General features: G+C 67.9%; 27 protein-coding genes. 14 read left to right on the forward strand and 13 right to left on the reverse strand.

Going from position 1 to position 24,824, the window contains the following annotated elements:
- Positions 1-8: 8 nt before the first annotated feature.
- Genes BN6_RS36455 through BN6_RS36465 form a run of 3 tightly spaced genes read right to left on the reverse strand, consistent with a single transcriptional unit; the run spans position 9 to position 2,417 of the window.
- On the reverse strand, positions 9-728 hold the full coding sequence (locus BN6_RS36455; protein WP_015104879.1) for an ABC transporter permease: 720 nt from the start codon (positions 726-728) through the stop codon (positions 9-11).
- Entirely contained in the window at positions 725-1,384 is a 660-nt protein-coding gene (locus BN6_RS36460) for an ABC transporter permease (RefSeq protein WP_015104880.1), read from the reverse strand. The genes BN6_RS36455 and BN6_RS36460 overlap by 4 nt, the downstream gene beginning before the upstream one ends.
- On the reverse strand, positions 1,377-2,417 hold the full coding sequence (locus tag BN6_RS36465; protein WP_015104881.1) for an ABC transporter ATP-binding protein: 1,041 nt from the start codon (positions 2,415-2,417) through the stop codon (positions 1,377-1,379). Before BN6_RS36465 ends, BN6_RS36460 begins: the two co-directional genes overlap by 8 nt.
- 119 nt (positions 2,418-2,536) lie before the next feature.
- Here BN6_RS36465 and BN6_RS36470 point away from each other — a divergent pair, with 119 nt between their 5' ends.
- Together BN6_RS36470 and BN6_RS48275 are read left to right on the forward strand one after the other, a co-directional pair.
- Positions 2,537-4,057 (forward strand): bis-aminopropyl spermidine synthase family protein, encoded by a 1,521-nt coding sequence (locus tag BN6_RS36470; protein ID WP_015104882.1) that lies wholly within the window; start codon positions 2,537-2,539, stop codon positions 4,055-4,057.
- A 97-nt stretch (positions 4,058-4,154) separates the two neighbouring features.
- Positions 4,155-4,877 carry a hypothetical protein gene (locus tag BN6_RS48275; protein WP_015104883.1) on the forward strand — a complete coding sequence of 241 codons (723 nt, stop codon included), beginning with the start codon at positions 4,155-4,157 and terminating at the stop codon, positions 4,875-4,877.
- A gap of 1 nt (position 4,878) precedes the next feature.
- Here BN6_RS48275 and BN6_RS36480 read toward each other — a convergent pair whose 3' ends face one another.
- Together BN6_RS36480 and BN6_RS36485 are read right to left on the reverse strand one after the other, a co-directional pair.
- Positions 4,879-8,058, reverse strand: coding sequence for a sensor domain-containing protein (locus BN6_RS36480; RefSeq protein ID WP_015104884.1), 3,180 nt, complete (start codon positions 8,056-8,058; stop codon positions 4,879-4,881).
- Between the two features lie 224 nt (positions 8,059-8,282).
- Complete coding sequence (locus BN6_RS36485) at positions 8,283-9,467, reverse strand: NAD(P)-dependent malic enzyme (protein ID WP_015104885.1); 1,185 nt, start codon at positions 9,465-9,467, stop codon at positions 8,283-8,285.
- Positions 9,468-9,755: 288 nt separating this feature from the next.
- On the opposite strand from BN6_RS36485, the gene BN6_RS36490 reads away from it, so the two are divergent.
- Entirely contained in the window at positions 9,756-10,382 is a 627-nt protein-coding gene (locus BN6_RS36490) for a dTDP-4-dehydrorhamnose 3,5-epimerase family protein (protein WP_015104886.1), read from the forward strand.
- A gap of 6 nt (positions 10,383-10,388) precedes the next feature.
- Here the strand turns inward: BN6_RS36490 and BN6_RS36495 are convergent, their stop codons facing one another.
- Positions 10,389-10,721, reverse strand: a complete 333-nt coding sequence (locus BN6_RS36495) for a S24/S26 family peptidase (protein WP_041315375.1) — start codon at positions 10,719-10,721, stop codon at positions 10,389-10,391.
- Positions 10,722-10,800: 79 nt separating this feature from the next.
- On the opposite strand from BN6_RS36495, the gene sodN reads away from it, so the two are divergent.
- The 3 genes from sodN (at position 10,801) to BN6_RS46285 (ending at position 13,878) form a co-directional block, all read left to right on the forward strand.
- Positions 10,801-11,214: a superoxide dismutase, Ni gene (gene sodN, locus BN6_RS36500; protein ID WP_015104888.1), complete on the forward strand. Its 414-nt coding sequence runs from the start codon at positions 10,801-10,803 to the stop codon at positions 11,212-11,214.
- A gap of 204 nt (positions 11,215-11,418) precedes the next feature.
- Positions 11,419-12,849 carry a hypothetical protein gene (locus BN6_RS46280; RefSeq protein ID WP_015104889.1) on the forward strand — a complete coding sequence of 477 codons (1,431 nt, stop codon included), beginning with the start codon at positions 11,419-11,421 and terminating at the stop codon, positions 12,847-12,849.
- A 162-nt stretch (positions 12,850-13,011) separates the two neighbouring features.
- Complete coding sequence (locus BN6_RS46285; RefSeq protein ID WP_015104890.1) at positions 13,012-13,878, forward strand: TRADD-N-associated membrane domain-containing protein; 867 nt, start codon at positions 13,012-13,014, stop codon at positions 13,876-13,878.
- Between the two features lie 445 nt (positions 13,879-14,323).
- Here the strand turns inward: BN6_RS46285 and BN6_RS36505 are convergent, their stop codons facing one another.
- From BN6_RS36505 to BN6_RS36520, 4 genes are all read right to left on the reverse strand, one after another.
- A complete protein-coding gene (locus tag BN6_RS36505) occupies positions 14,324-14,587 on the reverse strand; it encodes a transcriptional regulator (RefSeq protein WP_041319281.1) in 264 nt (87 codons plus the stop codon).
- 123 nt (positions 14,588-14,710) lie between these two features.
- On the reverse strand, positions 14,711-14,974 hold the full coding sequence (locus tag BN6_RS36510; protein WP_041319281.1) for a transcriptional regulator: 264 nt from the start codon (positions 14,972-14,974) through the stop codon (positions 14,711-14,713).
- Positions 14,975-15,035: 61 nt separating this feature from the next.
- Positions 15,036-15,305 (reverse strand): hypothetical protein, encoded by a 270-nt coding sequence (locus tag BN6_RS36515; protein ID WP_041315379.1) that lies wholly within the window; start codon positions 15,303-15,305, stop codon positions 15,036-15,038.
- A 203-nt stretch (positions 15,306-15,508) separates the two neighbouring features.
- Positions 15,509-17,044, reverse strand: coding sequence for a helix-turn-helix domain-containing protein (locus BN6_RS36520; protein ID WP_015104893.1), 1,536 nt, complete (start codon positions 17,042-17,044; stop codon positions 15,509-15,511).
- A gap of 171 nt (positions 17,045-17,215) precedes the next feature.
- On the opposite strand from BN6_RS36520, the gene BN6_RS36525 reads away from it, so the two are divergent.
- Entirely contained in the window at positions 17,216-17,608 is a 393-nt protein-coding gene (locus tag BN6_RS36525; protein WP_015104894.1) for a hypothetical protein, read from the forward strand.
- A gap of 155 nt (positions 17,609-17,763) precedes the next feature.
- Here the strand turns inward: BN6_RS36525 and BN6_RS36530 are convergent, their stop codons facing one another.
- Positions 17,764-18,162: a GntR family transcriptional regulator gene (locus BN6_RS36530; RefSeq protein WP_015104895.1), complete on the reverse strand. Its 399-nt coding sequence runs from the start codon at positions 18,160-18,162 to the stop codon at positions 17,764-17,766.
- Positions 18,163-18,296: 134 nt separating this feature from the next.
- Here BN6_RS36530 and BN6_RS36535 point away from each other — a divergent pair, with 134 nt between their 5' ends.
- The 7 genes from BN6_RS36535 to BN6_RS36565 all read left to right on the forward strand — a co-directional run bounded on the left by BN6_RS36535 (position 18,297) and on the right by BN6_RS36565 (position 22,357).
- A complete protein-coding gene (locus tag BN6_RS36535; protein ID WP_015104896.1) occupies positions 18,297-18,689 on the forward strand; it encodes a hypothetical protein in 393 nt (130 codons plus the stop codon).
- Between the two features lie 148 nt (positions 18,690-18,837).
- Positions 18,838-19,026 carry a hypothetical protein gene (locus BN6_RS36540; protein WP_015104897.1) on the forward strand — a complete coding sequence of 63 codons (189 nt, stop codon included), beginning with the start codon at positions 18,838-18,840 and terminating at the stop codon, positions 19,024-19,026.
- The gene (locus BN6_RS36545) at positions 19,026-19,289 is read left to right on the forward strand and encodes a hypothetical protein (RefSeq protein ID WP_231905471.1); all 264 of its coding nucleotides are present in this window, start codon (positions 19,026-19,028) and stop codon (positions 19,287-19,289) included. The genes BN6_RS36540 and BN6_RS36545 overlap by 1 nt, the downstream gene beginning before the upstream one ends.
- Positions 19,289-19,492 carry a hypothetical protein gene (locus tag BN6_RS36550; RefSeq protein WP_015104899.1) on the forward strand — a complete coding sequence of 68 codons (204 nt, stop codon included), beginning with the start codon at positions 19,289-19,291 and terminating at the stop codon, positions 19,490-19,492. The genes BN6_RS36545 and BN6_RS36550 overlap by 1 nt, the downstream gene beginning before the upstream one ends.
- Before the next feature lie 83 nt (positions 19,493-19,575).
- On the forward strand, positions 19,576-20,952 hold the full coding sequence (locus BN6_RS36555) for an FtsK/SpoIIIE domain-containing protein (protein ID WP_015104900.1): 1,377 nt from the start codon (positions 19,576-19,578) through the stop codon (positions 20,950-20,952).
- A gap of 27 nt (positions 20,953-20,979) precedes the next feature.
- Positions 20,980-21,333, forward strand: a complete 354-nt coding sequence (locus BN6_RS36560) for a hypothetical protein (protein WP_015104901.1) — start codon at positions 20,980-20,982, stop codon at positions 21,331-21,333.
- A gap of 25 nt (positions 21,334-21,358) precedes the next feature.
- Positions 21,359-22,357: a tyrosine-type recombinase/integrase gene (locus tag BN6_RS36565; protein ID WP_015104902.1), complete on the forward strand. Its 999-nt coding sequence runs from the start codon at positions 21,359-21,361 to the stop codon at positions 22,355-22,357.
- A gap of 494 nt (positions 22,358-22,851) precedes the next feature.
- Here BN6_RS36565 and BN6_RS36570 read toward each other — a convergent pair whose 3' ends face one another.
- Positions 22,852-23,664: an aminoglycoside phosphotransferase family protein gene (locus tag BN6_RS36570; RefSeq protein ID WP_015104904.1), complete on the reverse strand. Its 813-nt coding sequence runs from the start codon at positions 23,662-23,664 to the stop codon at positions 22,852-22,854.
- 40 nt (positions 23,665-23,704) lie between these two features.
- Complete coding sequence (locus tag BN6_RS36575; protein WP_015104905.1) at positions 23,705-24,691, reverse strand: MrcB family domain-containing protein; 987 nt, start codon at positions 24,689-24,691, stop codon at positions 23,705-23,707.
- Positions 24,692-24,824 lie beyond the last annotated feature (133 nt).

The raw sequence follows: 24,824 nt of genomic DNA on the forward strand, positions 1-24,824 counted from the left end.
CTCCCACTTCACCGGTCTCCACCGACCTCGACCACGTCGGTCGCCTTGGCGCGCCGACGGGGTCGGGCGGTCAGCCGCAAACCCCTGGGTATGACGAGCTTCCCGGCGAACGCCAGCACGACGTCCACCACCACCGCCAGCAGCGCGATCAGGATCGCGCCGCCGATGAACTGCCCGTAGTCGAGCACCCGCAGCCCGTCGATCAGCGGCCGGCCCAGCGACTCGATGCCGACGTACGCGGCGACCGACGCCGTCGCCACGACCTGCAGGACCGCGTTGCGCAGACCGCCGACCAGCAGCGGCAGCGCGTTGGGCAGCTCCACCTTCCACAGCCGCTGCGAGCCGGTCATCCCCATGCCGCGCGCGGCGTCCACGACCCCGGCGTCCACGCTCTGGATGCCGGAGTACGTGCCGGCCAGGATCGGCGGCACGGCCAGCACGACCAGGCCGATCAGCACACCGACCTGGCCGACCCCGACCACCAGGTACAGGAACGTCACCAGGCCGAGCGTGGGCAGCGCGCGCAACGCGTTGCTGCCGCCCACCACCAGCACGCCGCCGCGCCCGGTGTGCCCGACGAACAGGCCGAGCGGCACCGCGATGGCCGCCGCGCCGAGCACCGCGCCCAGGCAGTACAACAGGTGCACGCCGATCCGCGTCGGGATCGAGGTCGGCCCCGACCAGTTCGCCGGGTCGGTCAGCCAGCCGAGGGCTTCCGCGAAGATCATGGCCGACCTGCCCTGGTCCACGGCGTCAAGGCGTTGCGCAGGGCCAGCAGCACCAGGTCCACGACCAGCGCCAGCACCAGCGTCAGCACGATGCCGACGATGATCGGCGCCAGGTAGCGCTGCCGGAAGCCGTCGGTGAACAGCGTGCCCAGGCCGCCGCTGCCGATCAGCGCGCCGACGCTGACCAGGCTGATGTTGCTCACCGACCCGACCCGCACCCCGGCCGCGAGCACCGGCACCGACAGCGGCAGTTCCACGGTGAGGAACCGCCGCCACGGCCGGAAGCCCATCGCGGTCGCGGCGGCCGTCACGTGCGCGGGCACCGCGTTGAGCGCCTCCACGACGGGGCGCACCAGCAGCGCGGTGGTGTAGATGGTCAGCGCGATCACCACGTTGAGCGGGTCGAGCACCTGGGTGCCGATCACCGCCGGGATGATCGCGAACAGCGCCAGCGACGGCACCGTGTAGATCGCGTTGGACAACCCGACCAGGAACCCGTTGACCCGCCGGTACCGGTGGCACACCAGGCCCAGCCCGATCGCCAGCACCACGGAGATCACCAGCGGCAGCAGGGAGAGGTAGACGTGGTCGAGCAGCGCCGACCACAACGCGGCACGGGTGCCGGCGTCGCCGAGGTACTTGGCGATGTCACCCACGGCGGCTCTCGATCACGTCGAGCACCTGGTGCGCCTTGACCACGCCGACGAACCGCCCGTTGGCGTCGACCACGACGCCCAGGCCCGAGGGCGAGGACAGCGCGGCGTCGAGCGCGCCCCGGATCGGGCCGCCCTCGCCGTAGAGCGAGCCGCCGGGCACCACGGCGCCGTCCGGCGCGCTCCAGCCCTGCGGCCGGTTCTCGCCGTCCACCAGCAGTTCCCACCCGCCCGACGCGGCGGAGGCCTCGGCGGTGTCGGCCGCGCCGACCTCGACGCCGGAGGCGTCCACAAAGGACAGGCTGCGGTAGCCCCGGTCCTTGCCCACGAAGCCCGCCACGAAGTCGTCGGCCGGGCGGCTGAGCAGTTCGGCGGGCGGCGCGTACTGGGCCAGGATCCCGCCCTCGCGGAACACCGCCACCTTCTCGCCGATCCGCACCGCCTCGTCGATGTCGTGGGTCACGAAGACGATCGTCTTGTCCAGTTCGGCCTGCAAGCGCAGCAACTCGTCCTGGAGCCCTTCCCGGACCACCGGGTCGACCGCGCTGAACGGCTCGTCCATCAGCAGCACCGGCGGGTCGGCGGCCAGCGCCCGCGCGACGCCCACCCGCTGCTGCTGGCCGCCGGAGAGCTGCACCGGGTAGCGCCGGCCGAGCTCGGCGGGCAACCCCACCAGTTCCAGCAGTTCCGCGGCGCGCGTGCGGGCGCGTGACTTCGCCCACCCGGACAGCAGCGGCACGGTGGCCACGTTGTCCAGCACCGTCCGGTGCGGGAACAGGCCCGCCTGCTGGATGACGTACCCGATGCCCAGCCGCAGCTTCGGCGGGTCCACGGTCAGCACGTCCCGGCCGTCCACCAGGACCGTGCCCGAGGTCGGGTCGATCATCCGGTTCACCATGCGCAGCGACGTCGTCTTGCCGCAGCCGGACGGACCGACGAAGACCGTGATCGTGCCCGCCTCGACCACCAGGTCCAAGCCGTTCACCGCGATCGTCCCGTCGTCGAACCGCTTGGTCACGCCGCGGAACTCGATCACCGCGTGGTCCTCCCCGTCGGTGGCGCCAGGCCCGGTCGATTGAGGCGTCGAACGACACTAGCCCGTTCGCCCGACCGTGGCACGGCGTTCCAGGATTCGGTCAGTAGGCTGCTCCGGTTGTGGCCACCGAACTAGTCCGCGCGCTGCTGGTCTCCCACGGCGTGCACGCCCGCAAACTGCGGCGCGTGCTGACACTGCTGGGTGACGACTGGCACACACTGGCCGATCTGGTCCGGGTGCCCGCCGTGCCCCGGCGCACCGTGCAAGACCTGCTGAAGGCGTTGGACGTCGACGTGGAGACCGACGGCGACCGGTTCCGCATCGCCCCCGGGCGGGTGGCGGCCTACGCGGAGTTCACCGTCGAGCCCGAACCGGTCGACCCGCTGGTGTCGCGGCACGGCGCGCTGCTCGGCGCGGTGCTGGCCGACATCGCTTCGGTGCCGCCGCCGCTGGCCGCGCTGGACCACGTGCAGGCGACCGCCGAGACCGCGCTCAAGCGCGCGCTGTGGCTGGACTCCCAGTACGACCTGGCGGGCCGGACCCTGCTGTGCCTGGGCGACCACGACCTGACCTCGCTCGCGGTGTGCGCGGTGAACCCGGACGTCTCGGTGGTCGTGGTCGATGTGGACGATCGACTCCTGGCCTACCTCGACGAGCGCTCCGGCGGCCGGGTGCGGACGCTGCACGCGGACTTCCGGTTCGGCCTGCCGCCCACCCTGCTCGAGTCGGCGGACCTGGTGTTCAGCGACCCGCCCTACACCCAGGAGGGGATGGCGCTGTTCGCCGGCCGGGCCGTCGAGTGCCTGGCCGACCTCGGTGCGGGGCGGGTGCTGCTGGCCTACGGGTTCAGCGACCGCACGCCAGCGCTCGGGTTGAAGGTGCAGCAGGAACTCCTGCGGCTGGGCCTGGTGTTCGAGGCGGTCCTGCCCGCGTTCCACCGGTTCGACGGCGCGCAGGCGATCGGCAGCGCCGCCGACCTGTACGTGTGCCGCCCCACGTCACGGCGCCCGGTCGCGGCCGCCAAGACCACGATCTACACCCACGGCCCGCAGTCCGTGGAGGCCGAGGGGCCGGGCTCGAAGGCGTTGCAGGCGCTGGTGGACCTCGCGCCGCGGCCGGAGTCCTCGCCGCCGCCCAAGCCGCGCGCGCCCGGCTGGGCCGACCCGATCGGCAGGGGCGCGGCGTCGCTGGCGGTCGACCTGTCTGGCGACCCCGGACCGTGGCTGCTGCGCACGCTGCTGGCGTGCTCGCCCGGCCGGATGGCCGCGCTGGTGCCCAACAACCACCCGAACGTGTCGTCGGCGGCCGGCCAGCAGGAGCTGACGTCCCTCGTGGACACCCGGTTCGCGCTGCGCTTCATGCGCTCCACGCCGGACGGCAAGCACTGCGTCGTGGTGGCGGACCAGGTCCTCGCGGGCACCCTCGACCCCGGCGGCCTGGTCGTGCGCGAGGTGCTGATGCGGGCGCACGGCAAGCTCGGCAACGTATGGCGGGAGGCGCTCACCACCGTGCTGCGGATCACCAAGCGCGAGGCGCGGGACCTGATCGGCGAGCACGACGACCTGGAGGAGCGGCTGATCGACCTGCCGCGGCACCGGATCGCCGCGCTGCTCCCGCTGATCCGGGCGTCGGCGGGGTAGTCGGCGGGGTAGTCGGCGGGCAGTTCGGCGAAACCCGCTCGGTGTCGGCGCGGCGGCGGTAGCTTCCGTTCCGACTCGGTCCGGGGAGGGGCAAGACGTGAATCAGCCATGGCCACCAGGTCAGCCGTACGGTCAGCAGCAGCCCGACCAGCCGTACGGCCAACCGAACCAGCCGTACCAGGGCGCGCCCGGCCGGCCGTACCCCGGCCAACCCCAGCCCGGTCCGCAACAACCCGGTCAGCTCCAACCCGGCCAGCCCCAACCCGGCCAGCCGTACCCGGGCCAGGCCGCGCCGGGGCAGCCGTACGGCGGGCCCGGCTACGGCCGGCCGGACAAGCCGGGCGGCGGGGCGGCCGTGCTGGCGGGCCTGCTGTTCCTGCCCGCCGTGATCTACACGCTGATCGCGGCGTTCACCTCGTGGGACGGCCGGCCGGACTCGCTGCACCTGTTCATCTCGGTGCTGGGCATGGCGTTCGCCCACGACGTCACCGGCAACGTCGACTTCGCGATCACGGTGTCGATGATCGTCGCGCCGATCGTCCTCGTGCTCGCGCTGCTGCTGGTGTTCCGGGTGCCGGCCGTGCGCTGGGCGCTGACGGTCCTCGGCGCGCTGTGCGCCATCTACTACGTCTACGCGGTGATCAAGCTGCTCACCACGACCGGCGGCGGGGAGTTCGTGATCCTGCCGGTCGTGGCGCTGCTGCTGTGGCTGGTGCCGACCTTCGTCGCCGCGCTGCCCCCGGTCGGCCGGGCGACCAGGCGCACTGCGCCGCAACCGTTCCAGCAGCAGCCGCCGTACCAGCAACAGCAGTGGCGGTGAGCTAGCCGGCCTTGGGGATGTGCAACGGGCCGAGCGCGAGCACGGCCCGGAACTCCCTGGGCGGCACCGGCCGGGAGAACAGCCAGCCCTGGTAGGCGTCGACGCCGACACCGCGCAGCACGTGGAACTGGGTCGCCGTCTCGACGCCCTCCGCCACGCACTTGCGGCCCATCGCCCGCGCCATGTCCACGACCGCCCGCGCCACCGCGAAGTCCGACGAGTCGTTGCCCACGCCGGAGACGAACCGCCGGTCCACCTTGATGATCTGGGCGGGCAGGTCCTTCAACCGGGCCAGCGACGAGTAGCCGGTGCCGAAGTCGTCCACCGCGAACCGGATGCCGCGCGCCACCAGCTCGTCCATCGACTGCCGGACCCGCGACGGCAGGTCCACCAGCGCGGTCTCCACCAGCTCCAGCACCACCCGGTCCCACGGGATGCCGGCCTCGGCGATGGTGTTGGCGACGATGTCCACGAACTCCGGGTCGCCCGGCACCAGACCGGCCAGGTTCACCGCGACCGACACCGGCTTGCCGTTGGGCTCCGGCCAGGTCGAGGCCTCCTTCAAGGCCGTGCGCAGCACCCACCGGTCCAGCTCGCGCAACAGGTCGCCCTGCTCGGCCACCGGCAGGAAGATGTCCGGCGGCAGCAGACCCCGGTCCGGGTGCGGCCAGCGCACCAGCGCCTCGGCCGTCTGCACCGCGCCGTCCACCCCCACCACGGGCTGGAAGTGCAGCGCCAGGCCGTCGTTCGCCAGCGCGTCGCGCAGCTGGCCCTCCAGGTGCACCTGCCGGTCGGCCGAGGCGATCAACGCCGCCGACGCCAGCGACACCCGCCCCGCGCCCGCCCGCTTCGCCTCGAACATCGCCGCGTCGGCGAAGCGCAACAGGTCGTTGCCGGTCGCGCGGGACCCGTTGGGCACCGCCGCGCCGATCGACGCCGACACCCGGACCAGCTGGCCGTGCACCGGCACGGCCGTGCGCAACAGCCCGGCGACCTTGGTCGCCAACGCGTCCACACCGCCGACCAGGTCGATGTTCTCGCAGATGATCACGTACTCGTCACCGGACAGCCGCGCCGCCGTGCAGCCCTCGGGCAGGCCGCCCTCCAGCCGCCGGGCCAACGCCACCAGCAACTCGTCACCCGCGTCGTGGCCCAGCGAGTCGTTGACCCGCTTGAAGTTGTCGATGTCGCAGAACAGCACCGCCACCCGCGAGCGGTTCTCGGCCGCCAGCAGCGTCGCCAGCAACTCCTTGACCAGCGCCCGGTTCGGCAGCCCGGTCAGCTCGTCGTGGGTGGCCTGGTGGCGCAGCGCCTCGGACGCCCGGCGGCGCTCGGTGATGTCCTGGAACACGGTCAGCCAGAACCGGCGGCCGTCGTCCTGCACGGACAGCGCGATGTGCAGCTCGCAGTAGACCCGCTCGCCGTCCGGGCGCACCAGGATCCGCTGCGGGATCTTGTGCACGCGGTCCGCGCCGTTCTGGGTCATCCGGCTCACCGAGTGGAGCCGGTTCTCCTTGTCCTCCGGGTGGGTGAGCTGCTCGGCGGTCATCCCGCGCAGCTGCTCCAGGTCGATGCCGAGCAGGTCGCACAGGGCGTCGTTGGCGTCCACCAGGCGCTCGGCCTCGTCGAACAGGCCGATGCCGACCGGCGTCAGCGACACCAGGTCGGCGAAGCGCTGGCTGGACCGCTTCATCCGGGTCTCGGCGGCGCGCTGCTCGGTCACGTCCTGCGCGGTGCCCACCGCGAGCGGGCGGCCGTCCGGGCCCCGCACGACCACGCCGTGGCTGCGGAACACCCGCAGCTTGCCGTCCCGGCGCACGATCCGGTGCTCGAACTGGACCGGGACCTCGTCGGTGGCCAGCTGCTGCCACAGCTCGTCGACCCAGCCCCGGTCCTCGGGGTGCACCAGGTCGAGGTAGGTCTGGTAGCGGGTGCGCTCGTCGCGCGGCACGCCGAACAGGTCGGCCAGCATGTCCGACCAGACCACGTCGCCGGTCGTGAAGTCCCACTCCCACACGCCCAGCTGCGCCGCCCGCTGCGCGTCGGCCAGCCGCCGCCGGTCGTCGCGCAGCTGGAGCTCCAGCGCGCGGGCCTCGGTGACGTCCTGGATGGTGCCGTGGAAGCGGTGCAGCTTGCCGCGCTCGAACTCGGGGCGCACCCGGCAGATGTAGACCCGCTCGCCGGACTCGCTGCGCACCTCCGCCTCGAAGGTCTCCTCGTCCTGGGCGTTGACCAGCTTCCGGCGCAGTTCCTCCAGCGCGGGCCGGTCGTCCGGGTGCACGCCGGAGAGCAGGTCGTCCTCCGGCGCGATGCCCAGGTCGGCGTACATCTCCAGCAGCACCTCGCTGCGGTGCACGGCCTTGGTCGGCACCTCGTAGCTCCAGCTGCCGATGCGCGCGATGCGCTGCGCCTCCAGCAGCCGGGCGCGCTCGGTCTCCAGGGCGCGGTCGGAGCGCCACTGCGCGGAGATGTCACGGATGTAGCCGGTGATGAACTGGGTCCGGCCGTCGGCTCTGAGCTTCGCCTCGGCGACGCCGCGGATCCAGCGCAGCTCGCCGTCGGGCAGGATGATCCGGTAGACGATGTCGATCGGGCTGCCGTCCAGCGCCCGGTTCGCCCAGTAGCTGGCCACCATGTCGTGGTCGTCGGGGTGGACCAGGTCCAGCACGGCCTGCGCGCCGGGCACCACCTCGCCGGGCCGCACGCCCATCATCTCGTAGTGCGACTCGGACCAGACCGTGACGCCGGTGGTCGGGTCGTACTCCCACGAACCGATCTGGGCGACCCGCTGCACGGTGCGCAGCCGGCGCTGCTCGTCGCGCAGGTCGTCGGCCGCCTTGGCCAAGTCGGAGACGTCCACCAGGAGCACCGCGTGCAGCCCGGTGCCGGGCACCTGGTTGCGCACCACCCGGACCGGGAGCAGTCCGCCGTCCGCCTGGCGCAGCCGCAGATCCGCGGGCTCGCCGACGAGCAGGTCGCCTAACGCGCGGCCGACCAGGTCATCGGAGGAATGCGCTTTCGCGAGCTGCGCGACAGCGGAGTTCGCGCGCATCACAACGCCCTTGAGGTCGCACAGGAGCGAGGGCGCCTCGGGAAGCGGGACGCCGTCGAGCGCGATGGGCGGCCCCGCAGGTCGTGCGGGGTCGAGCACCACTGGAGCGCGTCCAACCCGCTTGGGCACGGTCCCACCTTCCCGTGTCTACGGCAGGGATGAACCGGCCCGACCGCACCCGTCTACGCGTCCCTCTGCACGGGCAATATTCACCCGAGGAGGGGGACCGTATCGCTTCGGGGCGTCATCGCCCACCCCTCTTCGGGCTAACGAAACAACTCGTTCGTGGTTTCGGTGGTCCGATGAGCCGAATGGACGGATGCGGCCGGAGGTCTCCCAACTCCGACTGGAGGTCAGGCTACTCCGTCCTGCCGAGCTGCCAAGGCCACGGCGGCGGCGACTTCGGGCCCGACCCGGGGGTCCAGCGCGCTGGGCACGATCCGGTCGGCGGCGAGGTCGTCCGAGGCGACCGCGGCGATGGCGTCGGCCGCCGCGAGCTTCATGTTCTCGGTGATCCGGCGCGCGCCGGCGTCCAGCGCGCCGCGGAAGATGCCGGGGAACGCGAGCACGTTGTTGATCTGGTTGGGGAAGTCGCTGCGCCCGGTGGCCACGATCGCCGCGTGCCGGCCCGCCACCTCCGGGTGCACCTCGGGGTCCGGGTTGGACAGCGCGAACACGATGGAGTCGCCGGACATGCTCTCGATCAGCTCCTCCCCCACCTTCGAGGAGGAGACGCCGACGAACACGTCCGCGCCCTTGAGCGCGTCGGCGATCCCGCCGCGCAGCCCGCTGCCGTTGGTGACCTCGGCGAGCGCCGCCTTCACCGGGTTGAGCCCGTCCCGGCCCGCGTGCACGATGCCCCGCGAGTCGACCACGGTGACCTCGCCGATGCCCGCCGCCAGCAGGATCTTCGCGCACGCGACACCCGCCGCGCCGGCACCGGAGATGACCACGCGCTGGCTCGCGATGTCCTTGTCCAGCACCGCGTTCGCCCCGCGCAGCGCGGCCAGCACCACGACCGCCGTGCCGTGCTGGTCGTCGTGCATGACCGGCACGTCGAGGGCCTCGATCAGCCGCGCCTCCAGCTCGAAGCAGCGCGGCGCGGCGACGTCCTCCAGGTTGACCGCGCCGAACGACGGGCGCAGCCGGACCAGCGTCTCCACGATCTCGTCCACGTCGGTGGTGTTGAGCACGAGCGGGATCGAGTCCAGCCCGCCGAAGGTCTTGAACAGTGCGGCCTTGCCCTCCATGACCGGCAGCGACGCGCTCGCGCCGATGTCGCCCAGGCCCAGCACCGCGGTCCCGTCGCTGACCACGGCCACCAGGCGGTGCGCCCAGGTGTACTTGGCGGCCAGCGAGGCGTCCTCGGCGATCGCGCGGCTGACCCGCGCCACCCCCGGCGTGTAGGCGATGGCCAGGGCGCGGGGGTCGGCCAGCGAGGCGGTCGCGCCGATGGCGAGCTTGCCGCCCTCGTGCGCGCGGAAGATCTCTTCGTCGGTCAACTCGGAGGTGATGGGCTGGTCGTTCAGAGCGGTCACTGGGGAGTCCTCCTGCGGTGCGCGAGTCGTTCGGCGCACCGGGACCGGCGTTGTCACGCGGATCGACGGGGCCTGTCAGCGGGTGCGACCGCACGATCGGCGCGGCGCCCCTGGGGCGGTGTGCGGGCAAGCATGACAGCGTCGGGCAGTGGTGTCTGCGGTGGGGATCACATTCTTTCCGCAGGTCAGAGCGGGTTTCCCAGAACGTACGTCCGGTTTTCTGCACCGACCGGTCGGTTTTCGCAGGCAGGATCGGTCAAGAGCGGGCCCCGACATAGGGTGTGCGCCATGAAGGCACGCGAGCTGAAGATTCCCGGCGCGTTCGAGTTCATCCCCTCGGTGTTCCCCGACGACCGGGGGCTGTTCGTGGCGCCGTTCCAGGAGGAGGTGTTCACCGAGGCGGTGGGGCACGGGCTACTGGTCGCCCAGACCAACCACAGCGTGTCCAGACGCGGGGTGATCCGCGGCCTGCACTACGCGGACGTGCCACCCGGCCAGGCCAAGTACGTGCACTGCCCGCGCGGGCGGCTGCTGGACGTCATGGTGGACATCCGGGTCGGCTCGCCGACGTTCGGCGTGTGGGACGCGGTGGAGCTCTCCGAGCAGGCGTTCAACTCGGTGTACGTGCCCGAGGGCGTCGGCCACGCGCTGATGGCGCTGGAGGACGACTCGGTCACGTCGTACCTGTGCACCGAGGGCTACAACCCGAAGGCCGAACGCGGCCTCAGCCCGCTGGGGCTGGGCCTGCCGTGGCCGGCGGACGTGGAGCCGGTGCTGTCGCCGAAGGACGCCGAGGCCCCGACCCTGGCCGAGGCCCAGGCCGCCGGCACGCTGCCGTCGTACGAGGTGTGCACGGCCTGGTACCGGAAAGCCGCCCAAAAGGTAGACACCCAGAAGGAAGACGCCCAGAAGTAGGAACGCTCAGCCGGCCGTGCGCCGCCGGCGGAGCGGACGCGGGCGCGGCCAGAGGCGGAACCGGATCACCCCGAGCACCTCCGCCGCGCCCAGCGTGCGCGAGTCCGTGGAGGCGAACGGGTTGTCCCCCTCGACGTGCCACCCGCCGTCGACCGGCCGGATCGCCCGCTTGACCGACAGCTGCCCCGGCCGGGCCGCCCACCGGACCAGCACCAGGTCGTCCGGGCGGGGCGGGCGTGATCGTCGCAGCAGCACGACGTCCCCGGTCCGCAACGTGGGGACCATCGACGGCCCGACCACCCGAACCAGCGGCAACGGGTTGTGCGCCGGCGGTGCCAACGATCACCTCCACCTGCCCGCGAGAGGGCTCCGGAGTAGGGTTCCACCCTGTCGGAGCATCCACTGTCAGGGAGGAACAATGCGACTTCTGTCGCACATTCTCCGCCGCCCGCTACTGGAGGCCACCGCGCACTGCGACCTCCCGTGCGGTGTCTACGATCCGGCGCAGGCCCGGATCGAGGCGGAGTCGATCAAGGCGGTCCAGGAGAAGTACCAGGCCAACGAGGACCCCGAGTTCCGCCAGCGCGCCGTCCTGATCAAGGAACAGCGCAGCGAACTCGTGAAGCACCACCTGTGGGTGCTGTGGACCGACTACTTCAAGCCCCCGCACTTCGAGAAGTACCCGGAACTCCACGACCTCTTCAACCGCGCCACCAAGGCCGCCGGCGCGTCCGGCACGAAGGGCTCGATGGACCCGGCGAAGGGCCAGGAGCTGCTCGACCTGATCGCCCAGATCGACAAGATTTTTTGGGAGACGAAGGCTGCGGCCTGACGACCTGCGATAACACGGCGCTGACCAGCGGATACTCCTCCGTCTGGTCAGCGTCGTTCTTCGTCCTCGGCCGCTGTCGAGCGTCCTCTGACGGCCCCACGACGGCCCAAGTCAGTCCATTTTGGACAGTCTCCTTTGCCAGCTCGTCATCATAGCGACGACGCGGACCCACTGACCGGAACCCATGGAAAGAAAGGACCCCGAATGCCGGATTCCCCGTCAGACTTCGAGGTCGGCGCTACGATCAACCAGCAGCCTCGTCCTCGAATTCTCATATACGGGTTCGGAAATTCAGAAGGTGAAAACAACGACGAACCGCTACCAGAATTCATCCGTCCCATTTTCACCCTTGCACCAACAGTTGTCCGTGTAACCAGCCTCTCACAAGTCAGAACGACCGAATGGGATGTCCTCGTAACCGACCAGCCACTCTTCCATAAAATCAGCAACGGATTCGGATCCACGACATACAAGCCGATCTCGCCGCACCTATGCGTTCTTTACATCACGAACACTTTTAGCGATCAGGATACGATCGAGCAACGACCTGATTGGCGACAAAAAATTCTCTTCCGTCAAGGTCACGTTTCTCAGGAATTTACCAGGATTCGGAACCTACCAGCACCCATTGCGGAACTGGTACATGAGCAACTTGAACCGGTATTCAAGCGACGAGTATCCCATCAGAAATTTGAGGCTGCTCAGAGCATCTGGGCATCCGGGCCCGACTTCACGTCGCCTTCGAGATCGCGAAAAGAGTACCACGAGGTCGTCATTCAACCATTTTCTATCACGCCATCCGGAGCGATTCTTGCTGGACGATACGCTCGCAGCGAATCGTCGGAGACATGGCTACTCCCCTCCGACACCCCAGATCTCTCTCAGTGGTTCAGTGCGGCTCTTACCGAATGGCAAAAGTTGGCGCCAGAGAGATTCCCCGCCCTTCCAGACTGGACGACTAGGCAAGAATGGTCGACAGCAGCGGAGCGATATCTGCGAAAACAGGTCGATGACCTCAAACTTAGACGCGCATCCATTCTTCGTCAATTAGAAGCAGAGGAAGGTCAGCTGAAGAAATCTCTACTAGCGGCAAAGGAGGCCGCAGATGCGTACGAACGTGCACTCCTTACAGAACAAGATGACCCCCTGAAGAGGGCCGTAGCGAAAGCACTTTCCGACCTTGGTTTCGCTGTCACGGACTCCGACGCCACCGCAGCGTCCGATGACCACCTGGAAGATCTCCAGGTACGCGACTCCAGGGATCCGAACTGGATTGCCTTGGTCGAGGTTAAAGGCTATGGACGCGGAGCAAAAACAGAAGCCCTGACACAGTTTATTCGGTTTACGACCCGCTTCATGCACGCTCAGAAAAGAACTCCAGATGCTTTGTGGTATATTGTCAACCAATTCAGAGGAAAGGATCCATCAGCCCGACAGCAAGCTCTCCACGGGAAGGCCGTGGACGTCGCTGCATTTGGTTCCGGCGGAGGGCTTGTGATCGACACGGTCGAACTATTCCGACTGGTTATTTCAGTCCAGGAAGGGGTCATCTCTCGCGATCAAGCGCGGGAAGCCCTGCGCAAGGCCACCGGTCGATTCCTAACAGGATTTCCTGCTCCAGAAGACCGACCTTGAACAGACCAATGATTTAGCGCGACACCGCCAGAAATGTTGTGCAGTCAACGAGGAAGCCTTCCCAAGATCCACCTACCGCCCCTAGTTGGCTCGACAAAGATCCAAAGCACGATTCCGAACTCTTAAGCAAACTTATCAAACAGTCGAAAAGAGCACGCCTCCATGACCCAGGACAACCCTCAAGAGAACTCCTCGGAAGACAACGAAGAGCAGGCAGAGCAAGAACTGAAACGTATTGAGATGCGGGTCGCCTGGCGAAAGTCTCCCGAATATCGACGCCTGTCGAAACAAACAGCGGTGCTGGTCATAGCCATCATCCTCTTACCCTTGGCCCTTCTTTTTATCACCTGGCCCTCGGAGCTTAGCCCCGGTGAAACCCGAGGGTCCGGAAGCCTCAAAGCAGCAGAAGCGTTGTCTTTTGCTGGCGCAACCCTATTGGCATTGGTCTGCTTCGGTGGATATGCCGCATTTTATCTACGACTATCGAGCCGTCGCAGCTTCTCCGACGCACAAAGAGTCGCAGAGGCCCGCCGCCGACTGCACGAGGCCGAAGACGTTGCGGAAGCGAGTGAAGAACTTGAACTAAGCGCACTATGGCGCGCAACACAAAAACGCCTAGACTACTACCATGAAATCGCGACAACTCAAGCAGAGAAGAGCTTCCGCCATAGCCAATGGGCAATCATCGGAGGGTTCGCTGTCCTTATTCTCTCCGTAGTGATTGCCGCGTTCTCCAGATCGATTGGTGGCGCTATTGCCGCTGGCGCGATTGGTACGGCAGGAGCGGGCTTGGCAGGCTATCTCGGAAAAACATTTCTTCGCACTCAAGAAAAGACATCCAACCAACTGCAGTCCTACTTCGGCCAGCCGCTCGTCTTCTCGCAATATCTGGCCGCCGAGCGCCTGCTCGACATGCTAGATGGAGAACAGAAGGCAGAATCCGTTCAGGATTTGATTCGTTCTATGGCGAGTCCCAACAGCCTCGACGAACTCCAGTCTAACGCGAAAATTGATCAACACGACAGGTAACGGCAATGGTCCCAATCAGTCATAGTTCGTCGGCAAGCCTGTGGGCTGGTCGATGCCGTCAAGGCGTCGAGCTGTCCACAGGCGCGGCAGCCGAGCGCCAAGACCACCCTGCCAAGTCGACTACCGCGCGCTCGTCCCAAGCCCTGACGCCGGAAGTGCCCTTGCCGGACAAAGAACAAATCTGTTCATGCGGTTCCCTGTGGGGGTCGCTGGCCGTGGCCTCCGGCTGTTGCGGGCAGGCTCCGGTGCCTCGCGTGTCGCGCCCGTGGGCCGCCAGGCCCACGTTGGCGCGACCGACAACACCGCCGGAGCCTGCCCGCAACAGCCTGAACAGACACGAACGGCCAGCGGCCCCCGCAGGGGGCCGCCTTGAAAGCAGAAAAGAAACTCTGAACACGGTTGCACTGGGGGCTGGGCGAGGTTCGCGGTGGCACCGGTGGTCGGGTCACCAGTTGTCGGCGTGCTCGTGTCGCTTCGTCTGAGGTACGTATGCGACTACTTCGAACAGGTCGTCGAACGAGAACGGTTTCAGCACGGTGACTGCTCCGGCGATGAACGCCGGGCCTGGCCGCATCACGCCCTCGAGGACTCGTTTGACCGAACTCCGGTTGATCCCCATGGCCTTGGCCAACCCGTAGACACTGGTGTAGCCGGCCAGGTTCGACGCTTTGCGGAAGTTCTCGTCCCTGAGACGGACGGTCATCGCCATGCGCACCCCACGACCGCGTGATCATGGCCGCCCGGGTTCATCCGCGCTTGAAAGCAGAAAAGAAACTCTGAACACGGTTGCACTGGGGGCTGGGCGAGGTTCGCGGTGGCACCGGTGGTCGGGTCACCAGTTGTCGGCGTGCTCGTGTCGCTTCGTCTGAGGTACGTATGCGACTACTTCGAACAGGTCGTCGAACGAGAACGGTTTCAGCACGGTGACTGCTCCGGCGATGAACGCCGGGCCTGGCCGCATCACGCCCTCGAGGACTCGTTTGACCGAACTCCGGTTGATCCCCATGGCCTTGGCCAACCCGTAGACACTGGTGTAGCCGGCCAGGTTCGACGCTTTGCGGAAGTTCTCGTCCCTGAGACGGACGGTCATCGCCATGCGCACCCCACGACCGCGTGATCATGGCCGCCCGGGTTCATCCGCGCTTGGGTCGACATGCCTACCGCAACTTCGCCTCGTCGCCACGACCGGCGGATGGCGCTCGTGTGATCATCGGGACGAGCCGGCAGTCCAGGCCCTCAGCGAGGTTGACGAAGTCGAGGGCGTTTTCGGTGCTGTCGGTGGTGTAGATCGACCTCCCATCGGCGAACAAGGTCAGCACATACTCGGGGGACACTTCGATAACCCACGCCGCGACCTCGCTGTCCTCGTCCACAACGGCATGGATGACCGGCGGATCCTGGATGGTCGGGCAGGTTGGTGACGTCATGCGCGGCTGCTCCCGTGTCGGCTGGTGGTGTATCCACGCTCGTGGGCCGGCGCAGGGCGATTCCATCCCGATAGCCGATAAGGTCAGTGGTAGTGCCGCTACGCGCAGATCAGCGGCGCGCCCGTGCTGATCATGACCAGACGTCCGAGTGACCTATAGAGCGCAGGCGGACGACGCACAGAGAAGCAGCGAGGTGTGCGACCTCACGCCTGGGTTCGCGGTCCCATCGTGGGCAGAAGCGCACCGGAGACGTCCAGGAAGTCACGGACGGCGGGTGACTCGCGGTGGTCGCGCAGGCGGGCGCGTAGGTCGGCAACGGCTTCGACGGACCGGGAGGACTTCACGGTCGCGGCGAGTTTGGCGGCGGCCATGCCGGCGGATGCGGCGGCTTCCAGGTCGTGGCGGTCGATCGCGGAACGGGACAGGGCGGCCTGGGCCATCGAGCCCCGGCGGGCGCGGTTCTGGCGTTCCGATTCGGCGATCGAGAGACCGGCGAAATGGGCGGCCTCGTCGGGGCGTTGGAGGTCACGGAAGGTGTGGGCGTACTCGCCGTTGAGGTATGCCGGGTCGATGAACCGTGCCCACTCGGGTTCGCTGTCGGGGTCGACATCGGCGAACGCGGTTTCGGATAGGTGGACGCTGCGGGCGGCTGCCTTGGCGTCGCCCATCGCGGCCTCTGCCCGGCCCTGCAACGCCCAGAGGTCGGCGAGGCAGGCATCGGAGTGGCCGTGAGCGAGACCGGCGCGGCCGGCCTTGGCGAGTTGGACGGCGTGGTCGGGGTTGCCGGTGAGGGTGGCCTGGTCGGACAGGCCCGCCAAGACGTGCGCGCCCAGCTCGGGGCTGCCGGCGGCCTGGGCCAGGCGCAGGGACTGGATGAGGTAGCGCTGGGCCAGAGAGTGTTCCCCGTTGTCGAACGCCATCCACCCGAGCAGGTAGAGCTGTTCCGCGGCTGCCTCGAACAGCGCGCGGCCGTTCTCGGTGGTCGGGTCGTTGCTGCGGAGCAGGGGCACGACCTGGGAGGTCAGGTAGGTGGAGAGCTGTTCGCGGGCGTGGCCACCACCGCGCATGACGTCCAGCTCTTGGAACACGCCGAACGTGCGGCGGATCGCCTCGACCTGTTCGCTGCTGATCTTTCCTCGCGTGGCTCCAGCCTCGTCCAGCGTGGCGAGCAGCCAATCACGGCTGGGGGCGACGGATGCGGCGACGCTGAACAGCGTGCCCGTGAGAAAGGTCCTGCGCTCCATGTCGTGCCTCCCAAGTTCGGCAACCACTTCCACCGTAGACGGGAGCGAAGCCGCGTACGAGAGCCCAAGCTCGGCCAGTGACTTATCATGCGTCCCTTGGGTTTCCGCATCGCGGACTTCGAACGCTCCCCCGTTGAACCACCGGAGGTGTCGGGGTACGTGGAGGGCATCGCACCATCGTTCGAGGCGTTCCAGGTCGGTGACGGGGCGGCGGACGCGCTCGATTTCGCTGATCCGGCCCTGTGTCAGGAGCAGCCAGACGGCGAGGGTGGTCTGCGGCAACGTGGGGATCTGGGCATGGCGGTACGCGCGGAAGACCTGGCCGATGCTGCGGGACTGGAACGCCTCGTGGATGGTCGGCTGGTTCCAGAACTCGGCGGGCAGGACGGGGGCTTGGAGGGCGTAGGCGGCGGTGCAGGGGCCGCACTGCGTGCCCGGGTTGTCGCTGGCCAACCAGGTGTCACATGTGCGACAACGGCGCTTGCCCGTGTTCACCAGTGCCCCCTCGTCTAGCTGCCCGTATTCGGAGTGTAACCCGGCGACTACTGCGCTGAACTGCTGTTAGTGGTGCGCCCGATATCCCGAATGGTCATCGGGGATGGGATCGACCTTGCGCGCGAGCGACTGTTGTTGTGGAAGCAGTGGCTGAGGCGCGGAGGTGGGTCGATGGGGTTCTACGTGTTGTTCCAGCCTGAGGAGGACGCGGAGGCGACGCTGGTCGAGCACGCGCAGGGGCATCCGTCGTTGGTGGTGCTGTCTGCGGGTTCGCAGATCACGGTGCAGATCGCGGGGCGCGAGGGTGGCGCGGAGATGGCCATCAACTTCGCGCGGGAGTTGGCGCGGGCGGCTGCGGCGTTCGCGGACCGGTGCCAGGCGTTGACGAAGCTCCAGCCGTTGGACTTCGAGGCGTTGGCCGCTGCGGTCGGCACTACGCCGGAAGAGGTCGACCGGGCGACGGGGCGGCACGCAGTGGACGACGAACCGCCGGCGGTGGTCGATTCGCAGTGGTTCGCCGAGACCGGGGCAGGCGGGCCTGTGCCACCGGCGGGTTCGGCCTGACTGCCTGGCAAGGGCTGGTGGCGAGTGCGGGTCGTGACGATCGATCGAGTAGGTGACTGGGGGCACGATGTCTGGCGGTGAAAGCAAGTGGACGGACGAGGACTGGCGGGACATGCGGGCCGTGGTGGAGTTGACGTTGGCGCGCATGGCGGACCTCAGCGACCGGCTTGACCGGGTTGAGGATCGGCTGAAGTGGAGCCGAAAAGTTCAGCCTCCACGGCGGAAACACGCCGGCTGAGGTCGTCCAGGGCGCTGTTGATGCGCTCGAACATCTGCCGAAGCTCATGCGGTGAGGGACTGACGTCCCCCGCATGGGCTTCTGGCTTCTTCACGATGATCGTGCCCTCGCCTTGGCGGGACATGACCAGCCCTTCACTGCGGAGGACGTCCAGCGCCTTCTGCAAGGTCATCACGGCGCGGCCGTACTTGGTTTGCAGCTCGGACAGCGAGGGGAGCTTGTCCCCCACCTGGGCTTCGTCGGACGCCACGAAGCGGCGTAGGTCGTCCGCGATCTGTTGGTATGCCGGCCTGGGGTCCGTCGCGTCGAGAGCCATACACGGACTGTAGCGGTAGAGCTAGCTGAGCTGTAAGTCACCTGATCGGCCTAGTTACCCTGCTAGCTCTAGCAGCTATGCTGGTTCTAGTAGTGGGCGGCATCGGGTCGCCTGCGCCGCAGGGAGGTTCCGAGATGGCGTTGCAGGACTTGCCGGTCATGTTGAGCGGCTACCGGCTGATGGTCACGGAGGCTCCGGCCGCCAAGATGCGCGAGGCCGAAGACGGCACCGTGACGCCGGTCGTGGACCGGATGTCGGGTGAGGTGCAGTACGTCGTCACGTTGTTCGCCAAGCCGATGCCCGTCGAGGGCCGGAAGGCGGGCAAGGGCGAGGAAATCCGCGTCAACCTGCCCGGCGACCCCGGCGAGGGGTTCGAAGAGGGCATGTACGTGGAGCTGGTCAACGCGGTCGTCAACACGTACGAGATCCCGGACCGCGTCGACCCGCGCAAGATCGCCTCGGCCGGTCTCTGGTTCAAGGCGGCCGGACTGAAGCCGGTGGCGCGCCCGGTGCGCAACGCGGCCTGACCGCCGCACCTTCGTTCGCCTTCTGACGGTTCCCTAAGCCGTTTCCTTGGGCTGCTTGATCTTTGTCAATTCCACAGTGAGTAGAGCCATGCCTGAAACAGGGCGCACTTCGTTGGTGTGCCTACGTTTTCGAGATGAGGGGAGAACGATGACGACGGGACTGTTCCCGGTTCAGGTGTCGCCGGATGGTGACGCGCGGTTCACGTTCGGCCTGGTCATCGAGGTCGCTGACGTGCTCAAGCGTCACGGGTTCCCTGACGCGAACACGCACGGCGCGGACCACGTGGCCTTGCGCCAGGCGCTGTTCCGGTTCCTCTACGACCCGGACAGGTGGTGATGATGTCAGGCGCGAACAAGCGGGCCGAACAGCGGTACGCCAACTTGGTCAACTCGATCGACATGGTGACAGAGCAGTTCGAGCCGCTGGACAAGCTCATCGCGCGGATGCGGGATAACCCGGCTCCGCCCGGCTCGTGGCGGGTTACACCGCCGGAAGACCTGATGAAGCTCCTGGACCAGGTCAAACGCAACCTGACGGCCTTGAAGGACAAGGCGGTCCAGTACGAGACCGAACTCATGACCCGTGAATGGAAGGTCTGATGTCACAACAACTGATCACGGCGCTCGACTGCCTGGACAAGGCAATGCGCCAACTTCGCCTGGCCACCCTGGACATCCCCTACCGGCGTGAGGGGTTCAAGGGCGACCACAACACGTTCGTGCGGTCGGTGGCGGTCCTGCGGACGTCGCTGTCGTACTCGCGTTCGCAGCTCGAACCGAAGCGGCGACGTTCGCGCAGGTAGCGCACAAGGAAGTCACGGCAACGGCCGATCACCTCGTCCTGGTGGTCGGCCGTTGCCGTGCTCGAACCCAAGGGGGCAAGTACATGGCTGAACTGCCTTCGGGCACGTCCCGGCGTTCGGTCGGGTGGGAGTTCCGCACCGTGCGGTGGATCGTCCGCCATCCCGGTGCGGTTGTCGGTCCCGGCGCTGCCGGGGTTTCTGTGGCTGAGCTGGGCGCGACGGCTACCGGCGGTGTCGTCGGCGGCCTGGTGCTCGGCGCGGCTGCTTGGTACCGGGGGCACCCGGACACGTTCGACGTGTGGGCCGCTCCGGTGCTGCGGGCGTGGCGGCGTCGGTGGGCCGGTGCCTACCGCAGCCGGCGATGGGTGAACTTGATGGGCTCGTGCGGGCTGACCAAGGTGCACCACAAGACCGGGGAAACGTTGGTACCGCGCGTGTTGCGAGTCCGGGCCTGGTCGCCGTCGATCGACACCGTTCGGGTGCGGCTGGTGCCCGGTCAGGCGTTGCGGGCGTTCTCGGCGGTGTTGCCGGAGTTGGCGGCGACACTCAAGGCCGAACGGGTCGCGGTCGAACAAGGCCGGCCCGGTGAGGTCGTGCTGATCGTCCAGCGGGACGAACCGTTTGACCGGGTCATTCCCGCGCCGGCCATGCCGGAGTCCTCCGACGCCGTTGACCTGCGGTCGCTGTGCCTCGGGGAGACGGAGCTGGGCGAGGAGTGGCGTGAGCCGCTGATCGGCACGCACCACCTGACAGCCGGCGCTACCGGGGCGGGCAAGAACTCGGTGGTGATGGCGAAGCTGCGGGCGGTCGCTCCGATGATCCGTGACGGCTTGGTGCGGCCGTGGGTGTGCGACCCGAAGCTGTTCGAGTTCGTGGCGCTGCGGCCGATCCTGGACGGTCGGTACGCGGACACGCCGGAGGACTGCGCGGAGTTGATCGCGCGGTTCGTGTCGAACATGGAACGCAAGCAAAAGCGGTTGCAGCGCAAGGGAAAGCGCGGCGTTCCGGTGTCGCGTGAACATCCCGTGGACTGGCTGATCCTGGATGAGGTCGGCTACCTGATGTCGTACAACTCGGAGTACGCGCACGAGATCACCAACGCGTGTGCGGTCATCTCCTCGATGGGTCGCGCGACGAATGACGTGATCGACGTCTACGTGCAGGAGCCGTCCAAGGACGTGCTCCCGGTCCGGGACCTGTTGCCGCACAGGGTGTGCCTGCGGGTCACCAGCGAGCGGCACCCGGACATGGTCCTGGGCGACGGTGCCCGTGAGCGCGGGGCGATTGCCGACGAGATCGCCGCAGACGGGACCTCGGCCGGTATCGGGTACCGGGTCGACGGCCGGTCCCGAACACCTCGGCGGGTGCGCGCGGCCTACACCAGTGACGCGGACATTGACGAACTCGTGGCGTTCGTCCAGGCCGGTCCGGCCGGTCCCGGCCTGCGCGCTGTCGCCTGAATCCCTTCTCGCACTTGGAGTCTTGCCATGTCCAACTCACTGGACCGGATCATTCGAACCTTGCGGTCGTTCATGCGTACCTCGGGCTTGCCTCGGCCGGATCGGCTGGTCATCTTCGGCCGGTCCGGTTCGGTGCACGTCGAGTTCACCTCCGGCACCGCGCCGGATCGGCTGGCCGCGCTGCTGCTGTGGGTGACCCAGCTCGACGGGCTGACCCTCACGTGGACGTTGCGGCCGGACAACACGCTCACGGTCTCGGCGACCGCCCGGAACCGCACCGGGCTGACGTTCGGCCTCACGGCCTCGGCCACGGTGTCCGACCTCGGCGGCGCGCGGACAGACAAGGCCACGGTGACCCTCGGCTCGGATCAGGAAGACTGAAACCGAGATCTCGGTTGGGACCTGGGTGGACCCGAGAGCCAAGTCCCCCATCGACGATGACGTCACAGTGGAAGTCTTCGGTACGAAGTGGCTCGCTGACCTCGACGTGGACGAAGCGTCACGCGAGGTCATGGAGATGAGGTTCCGGAAGAACATCTTTCCGCACCTCGGCGAGCGGGCCGTCACCGCCGTCAAGGCGTCGGATATCCGGTCGTGGGACAGCAGGCTCCGCAGGGCGAACCTGTCCGACCAGTACCGGCACACGTTGTTCAAGAACCTCTCGGCGCTCCTCAACGCGGCGGTTGACGACGAACTGATCCGCAAGAACCCGTGCAGCGGGAAGTCGGTCAAGATGCCCAAAGCACCGAAGAACAAAGTCGTGCCCTGGACAGAAGATCAGGTGTGGGCCGTTCAGCAAGGTCTGCCGAAGAGGTTCCGGGTACTCACGGACCTGGGGGCGGGGCTGGGGCTACGTCAAGGCGAGTGCATCGCCCTGGCCGTCGATGACCTGAACCGGGAGAGCGGTCGGGTCAGCGTGTGCCGTCAGATCAAGACCGTGCGGAGCCAGCCGGTGTTCGACCTGCCGAAGTACGACAGTGTCCGGGAGGTACCACTCCCGGAACCGGTGTTGGAAGCGATCGACCGGCACATGCGGGACTTCCCGCCCGTGGAGATCACGCTTCCGTGGGCCGTACCGGGTGGGAAGCTGGTCACCGCTCGGGTGATCGTCACGTCGATGCGCGGTCTGTCGATCCGAGCGAACGACTTCGACCGGAACTACTGGAAGCAAGCTCTCCAGGCGGCGAACATGCCACACGGTCGGTATGAGAACGGGATGCACGACCTGAGACACTTCTTCGCTTCAGTGCTCCTCGACCAGGGTGAGTCGATCAAGGCGGTTGCCGAGTGGCTGGGTCATGCGGACGCGTCGTTCACCCTTCGGACCTACACGCACCTGATGCCCAGCAGCGACCAACGAACCCGAGGTGTCATCGACGGCGTCTACTCCCGTCGCGACCAGTAGCAGGTCGGTCCCTGTACGCTCTGGTGCCAAGAGGGCTTCTGGATGGCAGGGAGGTGCGTGGAGTGGGCAAGTTTCCCGTTGCCGGACCGGGCTCCGCACCTTCTCGTCAACTCAGCCGCAGTTCTATGGGCGGAGTGGTCCTGCAAGCAGGCCGCGACGTGTACGTCTTCGTCGTGCAGTCTTCAAAAAACCTCGCAACTAGTTGATTCGGGTCTTCGCGTAACTGGAACCGAGTCCCCATCCGGGTGGACAGCCTGACACCCGCGTCCAACGTTCACCCGCGCGCTGACGATGCCGCGACGGCCCCAGCACGGCCCACGAAGATCCACAAGGCCGTTAGTGCCTGGTCAGACCATGGTTTTGGACAGATCGACAAGATCTTCTGGGAGACGAAGGCCGCGGCCTGATCGCGTCCTGACCACGGCACCGGCCGAGCGGACACCCTCCGCCCGACCGGTGCCGTGCTCGTTCTCCCGTGCCGCTCTTGTGCTCCCCTAACGGTCGGCGGCGAACGCGAGCAACTCCTCCACCGCCCCGTCGGGACCGCCGTAGGTCAGGTGGCCGATGACCAGGAGCGGCGCGTCGACCTGCGACCACGTGCGCAGCCGGTCGTGGTCGAGGCCGTACGCGGTGGCGACCCGGGCGCACCGGTCCTCGATGCCCTCCTTGCCGGCCGCGTCGACGACGTAGTCCATGGCGTCGAAGCACGGGTCGCCCACGCACGTCTTCGGGTCGATCGCGACCAGGCCGCGCGCGCCACCGTCCAGGACGTTGCCGGGGTGCAGGTCGCCGTGCAGGAGGACCTCGGTCGACGCCGTGTCGAGCAGGTGTCGGCAACGCCGCACCGCCAAGTCCCAGACCTCGCGGTCGACGTGCGCCGCGATGACGGGCTCGGCCAACCGGCGGCCGATCCGTGCGAAAGCCTCCTCCATGCGACCGCCCAACGTCCGCTCCAGCCCGACCGGCGGCGGCACGGAGTGCAGCGCCGTCATCAACCCCGCCCACTCCGCCGGAGCCGGCGCGGCCTGCACCCCCGGCACAACGGCCTCCAACAACACGGCCCCGGTCTCGGCCGCCAACACCCCGACGACCCGCCCGGACGGCGCGAGCGACCGCAACATCTCGACCTGCGAGTCCAGGAACCCCTCGTCCGGGGTCAACTTGAGCACGGCCGGGGCACCGTCAGCCGTAGTGCACCGAACAGCGACCGACGACGCCCCGTCGTCGTAGGGCTCCCCCAACACCAGCCCCCACCGTGCAGCCAACGACTCAGCACGCGCCGGAACCCCAACGCACCACCCCGCCACCTCCGGCCCGAACCTCAGCCACAGCCGCGCGATCAAGTCGTCAACGTTCATCGACCAAGTATCTATAGGTCAACGGAGTCAGGTTCTCCTCGACCACTCGCCACGGGTGGACGACGTGCAACGTGCCGCCGGACGCCGCAGGCTCGTCACCGCGCTTCAAGGCGATCGAGTGCACCACGGCCAGCATGGTGTTCGGGTACTCGCGGAGGTGCAGGTCGACCTCGTTGCGGGTCAGGATCACCTCGCTGTCCGGCCCCCACCGGCTGGTCGTCCCCTTGACCTCGACGAACAGGTGCTCGTCCGCGCGGGTGGCGTCCAGGTCGTACGACTCGCGCGCGCCGACGTCCTTCACCTGGTAACCCTCGGCGCGCAGGTGCTCGATGACGACCTTCACGGCCCGCTTCTCGATCGCGGTCTTCTCCGGCGCGCTGAGCCGCATCCCCTGCCCGCGCCCGGTCCGCCTGCCCGCCGACCGCTCGCCGGCCACGATGGCGTCCGCCACCTCGGGCGACGGCTCCCCGGGAACGTCGAGTCGCAGGTAGAGCGTGCTGAGCATGGCCAACATGTGCGCGAGATCGTGCTCCAGCACAGACTCGTCGGGGATGGCGCCGGCGGGGTACGTGAACGCGGTGACCGTCGCGGCTTCGTAAGCGGCCCCGAGCTTGCGCTTCCGCGACGGCAGGGCGAGGCTGTCCACCCGGTCGAGGCGCACTTCCAGTTGGTCGGCCAGTGCGTTGCGCGCCCAGTCGACCCGCACCTTCAGTTCTCTCCTGGGCCGTGGCTTGTACTCGCCGTTCACGACGTGGGTCGAGCCCTGCATCAACGTCAGGTGGACGTTGGTCCCGTAGGCGTCGAACAGGTACACGACGTACCAGCCCTGCGTCGCCGATGGCGAGTGGTCCTGCGAGTAGACGCGCACCCACGGGATCTCGCTCTTGCGGCCGATGTGGTCACGGGCTTGGACGCTCAGCGTCTCGATCGGGATCGGCAAGGTCGTGTTGGCCGCGGTGCGTGCTCGCGAATCCACTCGGCGATGCCTCCCTCCACCAGCTCGCCGCGGCGTTGCATGCGGGGGTGTGGGTGGAGTGGAACTGGGACTGGAGCCGTAAGACGTCCTCTAGTAGCTCGCGCCCGCCACGGAAAGTAGTCGATGTGATCTT

This window comes from Saccharothrix espanaensis DSM 44229, assembly GCF_000328705.1.
GTDB lineage: Bacteria > Actinomycetota > Actinomycetes > Mycobacteriales > Pseudonocardiaceae > Actinosynnema > Actinosynnema espanaense.

Excerpts from the sequence above, each read along its gene's own strand:
- BN6_RS36455 (WP_015104879.1), bottom strand. The coding sequence starts at position 728 with ATGATCTTCGCGGAAGCCCTCGGCTGGCTGACCGACCCGGCGAACTGG.
- BN6_RS36490 (WP_015104886.1), top strand. The coding sequence starts at position 9,756 with ATGAAGGCACGCGAGCTGAAGATTCCCGGCGCGTTCGAGTTCATCCCC.
- sodN (WP_015104888.1), top strand. The coding sequence starts at position 10,801 with ATGCGACTTCTGTCGCACATTCTCCGCCGCCCGCTACTGGAGGCCACC.
- BN6_RS46280 (WP_015104889.1), top strand. The coding sequence starts at position 11,419 with ATGCCGGATTCCCCGTCAGACTTCGAGGTCGGCGCTACGATCAACCAG.
- BN6_RS46285 (WP_015104890.1), top strand. The coding sequence starts at position 13,012 with ATGACCCAGGACAACCCTCAAGAGAACTCCTCGGAAGACAACGAAGAG.
- BN6_RS36505 (WP_041319281.1), bottom strand. The coding sequence starts at position 14,587 with ATGGCGATGACCGTCCGTCTCAGGGACGAGAACTTCCGCAAAGCGTCG.
- BN6_RS36510 (WP_041319281.1), bottom strand. The coding sequence starts at position 14,974 with ATGGCGATGACCGTCCGTCTCAGGGACGAGAACTTCCGCAAAGCGTCG.
- BN6_RS36515 (WP_041315379.1), bottom strand. The coding sequence starts at position 15,305 with ATGACGTCACCAACCTGCCCGACCATCCAGGATCCGCCGGTCATCCAT.
- BN6_RS36525 (WP_015104894.1), top strand. The coding sequence starts at position 17,216 with ATGGGGTTCTACGTGTTGTTCCAGCCTGAGGAGGACGCGGAGGCGACG.
- BN6_RS36530 (WP_015104895.1), bottom strand. The coding sequence starts at position 18,162 with ATGGCTCTCGACGCGACGGACCCCAGGCCGGCATACCAACAGATCGCG.
- BN6_RS36535 (WP_015104896.1), top strand. The coding sequence starts at position 18,297 with ATGGCGTTGCAGGACTTGCCGGTCATGTTGAGCGGCTACCGGCTGATG.
- BN6_RS36540 (WP_015104897.1), top strand. The coding sequence starts at position 18,838 with ATGACGACGGGACTGTTCCCGGTTCAGGTGTCGCCGGATGGTGACGCG.
- BN6_RS36545 (WP_231905471.1), top strand. The coding sequence starts at position 19,026 with ATGATGTCAGGCGCGAACAAGCGGGCCGAACAGCGGTACGCCAACTTG.
- BN6_RS36550 (WP_015104899.1), top strand. The coding sequence starts at position 19,289 with ATGTCACAACAACTGATCACGGCGCTCGACTGCCTGGACAAGGCAATG.
- BN6_RS36555 (WP_015104900.1), top strand. The coding sequence starts at position 19,576 with ATGGCTGAACTGCCTTCGGGCACGTCCCGGCGTTCGGTCGGGTGGGAG.
- BN6_RS36560 (WP_015104901.1), top strand. The coding sequence starts at position 20,980 with ATGTCCAACTCACTGGACCGGATCATTCGAACCTTGCGGTCGTTCATG.